The following is a 13,078-nucleotide window of genomic DNA, read 5'->3' on the forward strand; positions in this document are numbered from 1 at the left end:
TAACAGAAAAGGGAAGCGCCTGTTTTTGATCCGACAACCATGTTAAAATATGTCCATACAATTTCTTCTCAATCCGAGTAGATGATCAACTGAGAAAGAAGTGAAACGATGAAAAAGAAGTACCAGATCATTATTGATGATATAAAAAGCAAAATACTCACAGGGGATTATCGGATCGGGGAGCGTATTCCAACCGAATCAAGCCTGCAAGACATGTATCAAGTGAGCAGACATACAGTTCGAAAAGCCATTTTGGAATTGTCCAGCGAAGGATTTTTGCGCAGCGAAAAAGGTTCAGGCACATTTGTGACCAATCAATATCAAACAAAACCTGCGGGACATGCACATATGAAAACGATTGGTGTCATTACAACATACATATCCGATTACATTTTTCCTTCTATCATTCGAGGCATTGAAAGCCGTTTAAACGAAGAGAACTATTCCTTGTTACTGGCAAGTACAAATAACGATGTTGAGCAGGAGAAAAAAGCGCTTGAAATGATGCTGTCGTTTGGTGTGGACGGACTTATCGTCGAGCCGACGAAAAGCAATTTATATAACCCAAACATCTCGTACTATTTATCCTTTAAAGAACAGGATGTACCGCTCATTATGATCAATGCCTATTATGAGCAGTTAGAGGTTCCTTTTCTCTGTTTGGATGATGTGAAGTCCAGCTATTTAGCCACAAAAGAGCTGATCACCTCTGGACATCAGCAAATTGGGCTTATTTCAAAAACAGATGATTTACAGGGAAAATATCGGATGAAGGGCTATATTCAGGCGCTAGGTGAAGCGAAGCTTAATTTCCTGCCTGAGCATGTGCTTTTTTTCGATACAGAATCGAAGCAGCATTTAGGGGAGCAAATTTCCACATTCCTGATGGCGCACAGGCATGAGCTGACTGCCCTTGTTTGCTATAACGATGAGGTGGGTTTAGAAGTAGCCAATGTATGCAGCGAAATCGGGCTGTCCATTCCAGATGATCTCTCGATTATTGGACAGGATAATTCATATATCGCCCAGAAAAATGCCCATGTGAAGCTGACAACACTGACCCATCCTCAGGAGCAAATGGGCCGTGATGCAGCAGACTGGATGATTAAAAAAGTACAAGGAAAAAAGAATCTCCCTGATCAAACGTTTTACGAGCCTGAATTGGTTCCAGGTGAAACGATCAAACGAATAAAATGAGCCCCTACTCCAAGTGGCTCATTTTATTTTAGATTCCAGCATATCCAGCAGATCATACGCTATACGATCGGGAGAGTCTTGCGTGATTCGATTACGGTAGTTGGATAAAACGACCACGCCTGTTTTTGAATGCGGGCGGAAGCCCATGAAACTGGAGAATCCAGACGTCGCCCCATTATGGCAAATGAGTCCTGTGTCATCGATGACCCAGCCGAGTCCCATTGACATGTTCCTGCCCATATCCCGTCTTGGTTCATGCGTGATTTTCCAAAAAGAATCCGCATCTGCGTGTAGATGGCTAGAGAGAAATGACAATAAATCTGTGATGGTCGAGCGAATAGCGCCAGCTCCTTGATAGTCAAGCATATGAAGCGGCGGAACCTCTTTTCCATTTTCCCGATGCCCTAAGATCATCTTTGCTTCTACATTATCCTTAATCGTAATAAAGGTACTTGATAGATGAAGCTCATCCACGATATATTCCATCAATAGCTGTTCATATGTTTTGTGACGAGACCAGCCCATGATTAAACCAAGCAGACCCATACCCACATTGGAATAACGAGATGGAAAGCTTTTTGGCTGATTCCACTTTTTCGAATTTAACAGTTTCATTAATTCATCGAGTGAATACTGACAGAACATATCTCTTCTCACTTTAGGAAGGAAGCATAGCTGCAAATCTTTAAGAAGACGATGCGGAGGAAGACCAGACGTATGGGTTGCCAGCTGCTCTATTTGAATGGGGTGATTCTTTCGAATGTGAGGACAATACAGAGAAATCGAATTATCGAGTTTCATCTGCCCTTTTTGCATCATGCTTGCCAATATACTTGTCGTAAAGACTTTTGAAATCGAGCCAATCTCAAAAATGACATCCTCTGGCTGCACTCGCTTTTGTATAGGGTGATCCCCGAAATGAAAGACATGCGTTTCCCCTTGATGAATCAGTCCGATCACAAGCAGCGCCTCCTTCTTTTTCTCTGTATAAGAGGAAGCGATTCTCTGTACTTCTTGTTTGAGCGTCATTCATTCTCATCCTTTCTCTTCGTTTTGATGTGGGATCAATTGATCAAGCTTTTCATAAATCGATGTCAATGTGGAGATCTCATCGAAGGATAATGCTGAATAATATTTTTCAATAATCGCAAGCTCTACCTTACGCATATTCTCAAGGTACGTTTTTGCCTTCTCAGAAAGTTCAACATGCAATTCCCTCCGGTTATTCGGGTTAATGCTGCGGCGAATCCATTCTTTTTTTTCAAGCGTGTTTAACAATTGACTCACTGCACTTTGAGTGATGCCTAATTGCTGGGCAATTTGAATAGGAGAACTTCCCCCTTTCTGCTCAATAAAATTCAGTACAATATGCTGCTTATCGGTTAACTCATCTACAAATAATTCTTCAAACTCTAATCGGAGCTTTTGATGGATGCGGGCTTCGATATTGTTTAGCTCTTGAATCATAGCTGTTTTGGATGTCACTTTTATCACCTTCATAATTAAGATAACTTAAGTATAAAGCAACCTTTATATTAAAACAAGAAAAAATCCCCATCTTTTAGAAAGATAGGGAACTTGCCTATTACGCTTCTTCTTTAGGGGTAGGCACCGCACATACGCCATCTGCACATGCTGCTTCAAATGAATTGGCAGACGCTTTCTCTGCTTGAGCTGCTTCCTCTGTCCAAGCTGTTTCAAGTGCGCGCAGGAACGTATCGGCCGGCTGCGCACCTGCAACTGAATACTTGTCATTGATCAAGAAAAACGGAACAGCATTGATACCAAGCTGTCTCGCTTCTTGTTCATCTTTTCGGACATGATCGGTAAATGCTTCGCTGCCCAAAACTTGCTGTACTTCCTTCTCATCAAGACCTGCTTTTTCTGCAATTTGTAAAAGGGTTTGACGATCACCAACATGCTTTCCATTTGTAAAATACGCTTGAAACAGTTCTCCCATGACGAAATCGCCTTTCCCCATTTGACCAGCATATTGTGCCAATCGATGAGCATCAAAGGTGTTGGTCAACACGAGCGCATCAAATTGAAAATCGATTCCTTTCTCTTTGCCGGCCTGCTTCACCTGCTCATTCATCGCCATGGCCTGGCTGCGGCTCATGCCATATTTTTTGACGAGCATATCATGAACGTCATGATCGACTTGAGCAGGTGCGTGGGGATCAAGCTCAAAGCTTTTAAACTCGATCTCTACCTGGTCCTTCTCTGGGAATTGTTCTAGCGCTGTTTCCAGCTGTTTTTTTCCTATATAACAAAAAGGACAGGCGATATCTGACCAAATTTGTACTTTCATTTTCATCTTCCTTCCGTGCTTGCACTTTTTCTTTAACGATGTAACTATTATAGTTACATCAAATCGGTTATGTCAAGATTCTGGGCTTGATTGAAATGAAAAAGCCTCTCCTTTTAAGAAAGGAAAGGCGTTGAAAATGACTATTCTAAATTTGCATGGTGACCGTACATTGTATGTGTATCGAGCTCTTTCATTTCCATTAACCGCAAAATGACCGCATCGTATGTCAAAAGAAGCAGCTGCTCAAATAGTGAACCCATTGGCTGAATGGTATGATGACTTCCTTCCTGTTGATCCTTTGGTGCACCTGACAATAAGATGATTTCATCTGCTAGATCAGCTATTGGTGACTCAGTTGAAAGCGTGAAAGCTGCCACTTTTCCGCCAATTGCTTTTGCCTTTTTTGCAAGGACAAGCAAAGACTCTGTGCGACCAGAGCCGCTCCCCACAATCAAGAGATCCTCTTCTGTAAAGGAAGGCGTATTCGTTTCTCCAATGACATAAGCCTTGACGCCAATATGCGTAAGTCTCATCGCAAACGATTTTCCCATCAAACCAGACCTGCCTGCACCTGCCACAAAGACTTTTTGTGCAGATAAAATACTTGTGACCAGGCGCTCTGCTTGTTCGTCTTGAATGGCTGGCGAATGCTCAGAAAGCTCATTTAAAATGGCCTTCACATAGTCGCTGGTCTTCATGATTGTGCGATCAGCTGCTTCATTTGTGCCGCTACTTCTGCTTTATTGTCCTGGCTTGCGATACCGCCGCCGACAATGATTAAATCAGGGTTTAATTTCACGACTTCAGGTAACGTATCAAGCTTAATTCCGCCTGCAATCGCTGTTTTTGCCTGCTTGACGACTTGTTTAATTGTCATAAGGTCAGCAAATGAGTTTTGACCAACCGCTTGCAGGTCATAGCCTGTATGCACACAAATATAATCGACTCCAAGCGCATCCAGCTCTTTTGCACGGCCTGCGATATCTTTGATGCCAATCATATCAACTAAAATTTGTTTTCCTCTTGCTTTTGCTTCTTTCACCGCTCCTTGAATGGACATATCTTCTGCCGCTGCAAGAATGGTGACGATATCTGCTCCTGCTTCGGAGGCCTGCTGCACTTCATAGCCGGCAGCATCCATAATTTTCAGATCAGCGAGTACACGTAAATTCGGAAAAGCCTGCTTGACTTCTTTTACAGCACGAAGCCCTTCGTTAATCACAACAGGTGTCCCAATTTCGACCACATCAATGGATGCTTCTACTTCTTTGATCAGCTCAATTGCCTCTGGTATATTCACTAAATCTAATGCTAATTGTAATTTCATCAACTTTCACTCCCGTTTTTCATCTCATCTTCAAGAGCTCCGCGGATGATGCATCTTGAACGATGAAATGAGTATAACAACAGGATGGACGCAATCCAAGTACGCACTTTTTTTTTACATACTATACTTTTCCGCATATGGTTACAAAAAAGATACTGTCTTTTGGCCAGTATCTCAGCGTAAAGACAAAGGGCTAAAATAAAGTTATTTTAGCCCTTTGCCTACAATCGGTCATCTTTCTATTTATCATCTTTTAAAAAATTACTGTCGAGATACTGTTTTCCCCAATCATACATCGCCTCTAAAATCGGCATTAAGCTTTCTCCTAGTTCTGTGAGAGAATACTCAACCTTTGGCGGGACGACAGGATAAACCTCCCGGTGCACAATGTGATCTTCCTCTAATTCTCTTAGCTGATTGACAAGCATTCTTTGCGTAATCCCAGGCATTAACGACTTTAACTCACCAAAACGTTTTGTCCCTTCTCTGCCAAGGTGCCATAAAATCAGCATTTTCCACTTACCGCCGATAATATTCAGCGTCAGCTCTTTTTCGCAATTGAATACTTTATTTTCCATTCGTGATGACAACAACATACACTCCTTTAATTTCAAACCATTTACGCTTTATCATATACTGCGGCAAAATGAATTGCCCAAGCATACGGTCTTCGTTATTGATTTTGTTTTTTGACAAAAGCCATCACAGCCTCTGTCATTTTTTGTGCTTCTTTTGGCGCTCTGTCTGATCCAAACCATTTGTTCAGATCACTATGGCTTAACGTATGAACCCGAAAAACAAACCGAGAGCCTTTATCATGATTTAGTTTTTCTGCAAATCGGTACACCTCAGGATTTTCCCAGCCCGTGACCAAATAGACAGGAGGTACATTCGCTTGATTCATATAAGTGACAGGTGATGCCTTTGTCCAATTTTTCTCTTGTTTGCCAAAGACTTTTTTGTACGATGGGATGGCTTGTATAAATTGATTGAGGTTTAACGGCCCATCTAAAATCACGATGGAATTAATCGCTTTTGGCGACAGCCCCACACGTTTTAAGTAGGTCGAATCTGTGGCAACCAGCGCCGTCAAATGACCGCCCGCTGAGTGACCCATGACATTGATTTTTGATGAATCAATTTGATATTCATCCGCATGATCCTTTACCCATTTAATGGCGTTTGCCGTATCATCTGCCATCTGCTCATAGTTGGCATCAGGGTGAAGCCTGTAATTCATTGAAACAAACACATACCCTTGACCTGTAAAATAATCAGCCTTTGAAGCGACTCTATTCTTATCGCCGCCTGTCCAGCCGCCGCCATGGAGATAGATTATCACAGGATGCTTCTTCTTTTTGTATTCATCTTTGCCCTTTGGCATATACATATCGAGTGTTTGCTGTTTGTTTTGTGTGTCTGCATAATGGATATTGGTTGTCGGCTTAGGCTGGTTGAAACGGAACACAAAGAATGCGCATACCAATAAACCAGCGATGACCGCCGCAAATAAGAGCCATTTCATGAATCGATTCAATGTCATTGCACCTTTCTATGTTTGGGATGGGGAAGCACGAGTTTCAGCAGATATGTAGATAAACTAGCACGAAACTAAATTCATATGGGATGTGCAGAGCAATACAATTGATCAAGTCGTAAGATTCATTATACTCCTTAAAGTGGTGAAATTCATTGATTTGCTCTAGAGGGTTGACATCGAAATCAAGAATTAGATTCTGGATTTTTCATCTAAAAACCATGTCATAGTTTATCCTCCAAGAGGTTATTGTATAAATGCAATGATTCGTTTTCTTGTTTCTTCATGGTACTGGACATAGGAATGTAATAAAGGATACGATTCAAGGACGTGTTGAAATGATTTGATTTGAGGGTATTGCTCTTCAAATGACTGACGCAGCACGTTTAACTGTTTTTTTGGAATTCGTTTATGATCGATCACATAACTTAAGCTGCCTGTCACAAGAGTGAAAAATTCATAAAAATCATCGGACCACATACCAGTTTCCTCCTCAAAAAATACGATATCTTCTGGATAAGTGGAATGAAAACAATATTGATAGCGCTGCTTCAAATCATTGATTAATGCTGTTTTATCTTGGCTGATGTTCATGGCCTTATGCTCCTTTTATATATAGACATTACTGATAATCATTTCTTTGTCTATCATTAGTAATTGATACTTCCTAATTTAAACCACAAGTACCATTACGGATAATTTGATAGCAATTGACTGAAATATTCATTGAATGTTTTTTGATCCTTCAATAACAGTTCTAACCAACTTGCTAAATCAGGATGATCCAGTGGTTTCCATCCTTCTTCTAATAAAATATTTTGGGGACACTCTTTTTTTGATACCATACCTATTATACAAATTTCCATATCTCTATCTGCCCAAATCGCCCACTGCAAAGAACGGGATAACCAAACCACTATGTTTGAGTTCGTAATTATATTATCCGCTATAGAACCTTTTGGGTGCATCCATAGTGCATTTACATAATCCTCACCTGAAATGTTCACACTCGCTTTCAGCCAATGATAATAACCAAACTCCTTCAAATAGTAATCAACTGGATCTGGCTTAAGGATTGCGGTCAAAAATTCTCTATCACGTGTTGAATTTGATAACTCCTTGATTGTTGGTAAAATATCATCACTTAATGCCCAATCAAACTCTTGAAACAAAAAACAATCAAAATTCTTACGGAAGACTTGCTGTGGCAGCCCTTTATTTTGATCAAATACATGATCCACTAAATTCTGATAGAACCTGAATTCTTTTTCTGAACGAACAAATAAGTGCTCAGGCTGGTTCAAGCAAAAAGCCTCCTTCTCATGTGATATCACTATCATTTTCCTAAAACTAACCCATATATCATCATCTTATCAAAATATCCCCTTTTATATATAAAAAAGCACCCTAAACGGATGCTTCCATCAAATGATATTTTTTCAAAATACGATAGGTGATTTCTTTTGCTTCTAGCCCGGTGCCTTCGATATTTGTGGCGAAGATGTAGGTTTTGTTTTCATGTTTGATGAAGCCTGCGTACCAGCCGATGCCTGAGCCGGAGCCTGTTTTTCCGTATAGGGTGGCATGTTTCTCTTCTTCTTGGATCATCATTCGTTTGACGGTTCTCATGACAGACAGGTCAAATGGAAGACTTTCTTCATATAGCTGTTTGAGGAAATGGACTTGTTCTACTGGAGAAATTTTCAACGAACTGCTTAACCAAAATTGATCGATTCCTCCTGATATGTCTTCGTTCCCATAATGAATGGCTTTCACCCAATGACTCATGCGTTCTTCTCCGATGTCACGTGCCATGGCTTGATAGTACCAGACGACTGAATCTCTCATACCAGAGCCCAGTGTATGATCCTTATTCCAGTTATCAATTTCTCTTTTTACTCCGTCCCAATATTTGATGTCGTATTCATCTCTCACTGCGCCTGTTTGGAGCCCGATGAGGGCATTTGCCACTTTAAATGTCGATTGTGGGGCAAAGCGCTTGTTCGCTCTTTTTTGGTTATACACCCATGGCGATTTTTCTTTTACTTCTTGGATGACAAATGTGCCTTCTCGGTCTTTCATGAATTCATCTACTGACCACGCTGGAGATGTTCCCTCACTTGATGAAGGCTGGCCGATACAAAATGCCATCAGCATGATGGTGCAAAACAGCCATTTCATATGCTTTTTCTTCAAAAAAACCGCTCCTTTTCCCTATGATTTGTATCGATTGTAGCATGCCTGAGTGATGAGACATAAGGTACGCTTGTCCTCTTTTCTGCCAAATAAAAAAAGCCGGTTTCATCCGGCTTTTTGATCATATTAGCTTTCTTTTTTTCTCTTCAATGGCCTGCTTCGCGATTTTTGAAATCGTCATATCATCCATTGGCGGGTTATGGAGCCCAGCCCGGATATCTCGATAGTAACGCTGAAGCGGACAGCCAAGGCTCAAGCTTTTCGCACCGACTAAACGCATGGATTTATCGACCACTTGCAGACTATGATTAACGACTGTATGCTTCACAGCACCGAATTCATTGATTAACAGCTCTCTTTTCTCAGGCTTTTCATACAATGTTGTCGTTGAATAGATGACGTGGCGTGCTTGCTTTAGTAGTAAATCAATTTCGCCAATCAGTGTTTGGACATTCGGCAGGTCACTAATCGTTCCGCTGATACTGTTCGGTGAATGTGTGATGGCATACTGTACAGCATAGTCTCTTGCCGCTTGTGCAATTCCTAAATAGCAGGAAGGAATATGGGCGATCCAAGGGTTTAACGTACCGCCCCGAGGTCCTTTTTGCACTTCAACAAGCATATCATCTGATACCACAACTTGATCTAAGATTAAATCATGGCTTTCTGTTCCTCTCATGCCGACAACATCCCATGTTTCTTCTATAGAAACACCTTCTGTGTCACGGTGAATTAAGAAGAATCCCATCGCCTCTTTTTCTTCGATCCATACACCGACTAAAAAGTATGTGAGAGCTGGTGACATTGTTGTGAAAATTTTACGTCCATTGATCACCCAGCGATCACCTGATTTCATCGCTGTTGTCCCAGGCTTGCCGCCTCTTGTTGGGCTGCCTGTCTGCGCCTCACTTACAGCGCGGTTGACAAGGGCGCCCTTCTTCACTTCTTCCGCAAAGAATTGCAGCTGCTTCTCATTCCATAGTTTCTTTTCATAAATTTCACCAACAACTCCTTGGTGCCAGCCAATCGATAAGGCAGTCGCTCCGTCCATGCTGCCAAGCGTTTCTTGAAATAGAACCATATCTGTTACAGATTGACCCCCGCCTCCATATTCAGCGGGAAGAGACAGGGCTGTATATCCCATGTTTACTAATGATTCGATATTCTGTTTAGGAAAATAAGCGCCTTCATCATGTTTTTTTGCGTTTTGTTCAATCGTTTCACGAAGAGATTCCAGCTGATTAAGCCATGTTTTTTGAAAATCGGTATCGACAAATAATGCTTTAGACAAAACGTATCCAACTCCTCTGTTTCTCACAATCTATGATATCTCATTTTTCCAATCGGAATGAATAAAACACACTTTACTTATAGGATTTAATGTGTTAAATTTTATCAATATTAAGTACATCTGTCAAAGGAACGTGATGCTTTTATGATCTCAGCTACTAATCTACATAAATCTTATGGGCAGACCCATGTGTTAAAAGGCATTGATTTCACCGTACAAGAAGGTGAAGTGGTCGCAATTATTGGACCGAGCGGATCAGGAAAAACAACACTTCTCCGCAGTTTAAACAGCCTCGACATTCCAGACAAAGGAGAGCTGACTGTTGGAGAAGCCACGATTCAATTTGAACGATATCATAAAAAAGATCTTTTAAAACTAAGGCAGCAATCTTCCATGGTATTTCAGCATTATCACTTGTTTCAAAATAAACGAGCACTTGAAAATATTACAGAGGGATTGATTGTGTCCCAAAACATGTCTAAAAAAGAAGCTGAAAAGGTTGGAGAGCAATTTTTAGCGCGGATTGGACTGCTTCATAAAAAGGATGCATTTCCGAGTGAATTATCTGGCGGTCAGCAGCAGCGGATTGGAATTGCCCGCGCTCTTGCGATGAATCCTGCGGTGCTTTTGTTTGATGAACCAACGTCCGCACTTGACCCAGAGATGGTCGGAGAAATCCTTGAAATGATCAAAGATATTGCGAGCCAAGGGATGACGATGGTCATTGTGACGCATGAAATTTCGTTTGCAAAGGACGTAGCGGATACCGTGATCTTTATGGCAGATGGGGAAATCGTTGAAAAAGGCTCCCCAGAAGACGTCCTCATGAAGCCTCAGCATGAACGAACGAAACAATTTTTATCTAGGATTCATCGCGGAATGTGGCAAGGATCGGAGGAAGACATATGAAGCAAAAGACAGCATTCATGACAGCTGGTGTCCTTCTGATTCTCCTCTCCCTGATTGGCTGCAGCAGTGTGAAAACAACAACAGATGATGGAAAACAAATTGTGAAAGTCGCACTGAGTGCAGAGGTCAATCCACCCTTTTTAGCCACAAATGACCGAAACGAACCGATTGGCTATAACATTGATTATTTAAATGAAGTGGAAAAAAGACTTCCACACATACATTTTGATTACATCTTTGGCGAGGAAGAATCCAATTTAATTGGTGTTGGCGCAGGGAAGTTTGAAATGGCAGCTAATTGGTTTTTCAGTAACCCTGAACGCGAAAAACGGTTTCTTTACCCTCAAGTTCCATACGGCTATTCGATGACAGGATTAATTGTGAATGAATCAAACCGGGATATTCAATCGCTTGATGATATGACATCAAAAAAGCTAGCTCCTGTCAGTCCCAGCGGCGGATTGCGTTCCATATTAAATCAATATAATGAAGTATATGATCCAGATATTCCGCTGACAACCATTGAAAGCCCTTCAAATGAACTCAACTTAAAGCGCGTTGAAAGCGGACGGTCTGATGCGGCTTTTATGAATATTTCGACCTTCGATACCATACAAAAGCATCTCAACCTAAAGGTCAAAGTTGGCGGCATTGTGTCAAAGGAGCCGATTTATCTTGTCTTACAGCCGAGTGAGAAGCAGCTTGCAGCAGATTTGGACCGGGTCACACAAGAGATGATTGATGATGGAACACTACCTAAGCTTGCGAAAAAGTGGTTTGGGGTTGATTTCTTTCAAGATATTGACTACATCTCAGAGCAAGGCTATCAATATGAAGAAAGGAAGGAAGCGTCATGACGTTTACAGCTGGAGATTGGCTGCGAATTTTTTTACAGGTGCTTGAACGCCTGCCACTCACTTTTCTCATTATTGCGGTGTCATTGTTTTTCGCCATCATAATAGGGCTCTTATTTGCATGCATTCGTATAAAACAAATCCCAGTGCTGAAGCAATTGGCTGTTATCTATTTATCTTTTACACGAAGTACGCCATTAATTGTTCAGTTATTCTTGATTTATTTTGGGCTTCCTCAGCTTTTACTTGTAGCAGGAATTCAAATCAATCATTGGGATCGTGTGTTATTTGTGATGATGACGTTCTCTTTACATACGGGGGCTTATTTATCTGAAGTTTTTCGCAGTGCGTATTCGTCTGTTGGGAAGGATCAGCTGGAAGCCGCCTACATTGTGGGGATGACAGATACACAGGCCTTGATCAGGATCATTATCCCGCAGGCCTTTCTCATTGCCCTGCCAAACCTCGGAAATTACACCATTGATCTTGTGAAAGACACGGCGATTGCCTTTACGATCGGACTCATCGATATTATGGGACAGGTGAAGATCATCTTAGGAAATAACTATGGAATAGGCATGTTTGAAGTGTATGTGATCATAGCGATTGTGTACTGGCTCATTTGTATGAGCATTGAACTAGTCACCATGCTGCTTGAAAAGAAATTTGTAAAAGGCCGTACCAGTCTGTCACGTTAAGGAGGCGATTTGATGCAAACCATTGATATTCCATTTGCGATTGACCAAGTACCACATATTCTAAAAGGTGTTCCTTTCACATTATTAATTGCTCTTGTTTCCATGGCTGTGAGTCTTGTGATCGGATCTGTTTTTGCTTTCATTCGCCTCTTTCGCATCCCTGTACTCAGACAGCTCGTTACGCTATACGTCTCCTTTTTTAGAGGAACGCCGCTTATTGTTCAACTGTTCGCTTTCTTTTATGGGCTCCCTTTTCTTCTAACCAGTATGAGCGGCACATTCGGACTGACCTTTCATCCAGATATGGTCTCCCCTTTAGCTGTGGCTCTTATTACCTTCAGCCTGCATTCAGCCGCTCATTTAACAGAGGTGGTCCGAAGTGCACTTCTGGCAGTAGACAAAGGGCAGCTTGAAGCGGCAAAAATTGTAGGCATGACCACACGTCAGGCGATGATACGCATTATTTTGCCGCAGGCATTTGTTGTGGCCTTACCAAACCTAGGCAATCAGCTCGTTCAGTTATTAAAAGCGACATCTCTTGCGTTTACAATTGGGGTACTCGAAATCATGGGTATTTCCCGGATCATTGCAAATGACGGCTATCAGTTTTTAGAAACTTATCTCGTCTCTGCTTTGATCTATTGGCTGCTGAGCATTGTCTTTGAATTAGCCTTTGCATTATTAGAGAAACGTGTCAGTGTATACGGAAGAACTCTCGGACGTTAAAAAGTCGATCAGGCCCAAAAACCTGATCGACT

Annotated in this window: 16 protein-coding genes; 5 read left to right on the top strand and 11 right to left on the bottom strand. The window is 41.5% G+C overall.

The genetic code is table 11. The features are described 5' to 3' along the window. The first annotated feature begins 108 nt into the window (after positions 1-108). Positions 109-1,197, top strand: coding sequence for a GntR family transcriptional regulator (locus NST65_RS11835; protein WP_025092855.1), 1,089 nt, complete (start codon positions 109-111; stop codon positions 1,195-1,197). 18 nt (positions 1,198-1,215) lie between these two features. Here NST65_RS11835 and NST65_RS11840 read toward each other — a convergent pair whose 3' ends face one another. The 11 genes from NST65_RS11840 to NST65_RS11890 all read right to left on the bottom strand — a co-directional run bounded on the left by NST65_RS11840 (position 1,216) and on the right by NST65_RS11890 (position 9,859). Continuing rightward, on the bottom strand, positions 1,216-2,226 hold the full coding sequence (locus NST65_RS11840; RefSeq protein ID WP_046311857.1) for a serine hydrolase: 1,011 nt from the start codon (positions 2,224-2,226) through the stop codon (positions 1,216-1,218). A gap of 6 nt (positions 2,227-2,232) precedes the next feature. Next, positions 2,233-2,682, bottom strand: a complete 450-nt coding sequence (locus tag NST65_RS11845; RefSeq protein ID WP_052470354.1) for a MarR family transcriptional regulator — start codon at positions 2,680-2,682, stop codon at positions 2,233-2,235. Between the two features lie 100 nt (positions 2,683-2,782). Beyond that, positions 2,783-3,508, bottom strand: a complete 726-nt coding sequence (locus NST65_RS11850) for a DsbA family oxidoreductase (protein WP_046311861.1) — start codon at positions 3,506-3,508, stop codon at positions 2,783-2,785. 140 nt (positions 3,509-3,648) lie between these two features. Further along, positions 3,649-4,206 carry a 6-phospho-3-hexuloisomerase gene (gene hxlB, locus NST65_RS11855; protein WP_046311863.1) on the bottom strand — a complete coding sequence of 186 codons (558 nt, stop codon included), beginning with the start codon at positions 4,204-4,206 and terminating at the stop codon, positions 3,649-3,651. Further along, positions 4,203-4,835, bottom strand: a complete 633-nt coding sequence (gene hxlA, locus NST65_RS11860; RefSeq protein WP_024423080.1) for a 3-hexulose-6-phosphate synthase — start codon at positions 4,833-4,835, stop codon at positions 4,203-4,205. The genes hxlB and hxlA overlap by 4 nt, the downstream gene beginning before the upstream one ends. A 239-nt stretch (positions 4,836-5,074) precedes the next feature. Continuing rightward, positions 5,075-5,431 carry a winged helix-turn-helix transcriptional regulator gene (locus tag NST65_RS11865; RefSeq protein ID WP_029708013.1) on the bottom strand — a complete coding sequence of 119 codons (357 nt, stop codon included), beginning with the start codon at positions 5,429-5,431 and terminating at the stop codon, positions 5,075-5,077. A 77-nt stretch (positions 5,432-5,508) separates the two neighbouring features. Continuing rightward, on the bottom strand, positions 5,509-6,378 hold the full coding sequence (locus NST65_RS11870; RefSeq protein WP_034280011.1) for an alpha/beta hydrolase: 870 nt from the start codon (positions 6,376-6,378) through the stop codon (positions 5,509-5,511). Between the two features lie 240 nt (positions 6,379-6,618). Then, positions 6,619-6,966, bottom strand: coding sequence for a YxiJ family protein (locus NST65_RS11875; protein ID WP_046311866.1), 348 nt, complete (start codon positions 6,964-6,966; stop codon positions 6,619-6,621). Positions 6,967-7,061: 95 nt separating this feature from the next. Continuing rightward, positions 7,062-7,676, bottom strand: a complete 615-nt coding sequence (locus NST65_RS11880) for a hypothetical protein (protein ID WP_061109393.1) — start codon at positions 7,674-7,676, stop codon at positions 7,062-7,064. 103 nt (positions 7,677-7,779) lie between these two features. Beyond that, a complete protein-coding gene (gene blaBPU, locus NST65_RS11885) occupies positions 7,780-8,568 on the bottom strand; it encodes a BPU family class D beta-lactamase (protein WP_101676961.1) in 789 nt (262 codons plus the stop codon). A gap of 121 nt (positions 8,569-8,689) precedes the next feature. Beyond that, positions 8,690-9,859: an acyl-CoA dehydrogenase family protein gene (locus NST65_RS11890; protein WP_111926421.1), complete on the bottom strand. Its 1,170-nt coding sequence runs from the start codon at positions 9,857-9,859 to the stop codon at positions 8,690-8,692. 144 nt (positions 9,860-10,003) lie between these two features. Here NST65_RS11890 and NST65_RS11895 point away from each other — a divergent pair, with 144 nt between their 5' ends. From NST65_RS11895 to NST65_RS11910, 4 genes are read left to right on the top strand one after another with little or no spacing between them, the layout of a single operon-like run. Next, positions 10,004-10,768, top strand: a complete 765-nt coding sequence (locus tag NST65_RS11895) for an amino acid ABC transporter ATP-binding protein (RefSeq protein WP_024427908.1) — start codon at positions 10,004-10,006, stop codon at positions 10,766-10,768. Further along, on the top strand, positions 10,765-11,625 hold the full coding sequence (locus NST65_RS11900; RefSeq protein WP_111926419.1) for an amino acid ABC transporter substrate-binding protein: 861 nt from the start codon (positions 10,765-10,767) through the stop codon (positions 11,623-11,625). The genes NST65_RS11895 and NST65_RS11900 overlap by 4 nt, the downstream gene beginning before the upstream one ends. Beyond that, a complete protein-coding gene (locus NST65_RS11905; RefSeq protein ID WP_025092844.1) occupies positions 11,622-12,320 on the top strand; it encodes an amino acid ABC transporter permease in 699 nt (232 codons plus the stop codon). The genes NST65_RS11900 and NST65_RS11905 overlap by 4 nt, the downstream gene beginning before the upstream one ends. 12 nt (positions 12,321-12,332) lie before the next feature. After that, positions 12,333-13,046 carry an amino acid ABC transporter permease gene (locus tag NST65_RS11910; protein ID WP_034279995.1) on the top strand — a complete coding sequence of 238 codons (714 nt, stop codon included), beginning with the start codon at positions 12,333-12,335 and terminating at the stop codon, positions 13,044-13,046. Positions 13,047-13,078: the final 32 nt, after the last annotated feature.

It is taken from the genome of Bacillus sp. FSL P4-0248 (assembly GCF_038593305.1).
Classification (GTDB): domain Bacteria; phylum Bacillota; class Bacilli; order Bacillales; family Bacillaceae; genus Bacillus; species Bacillus safensis.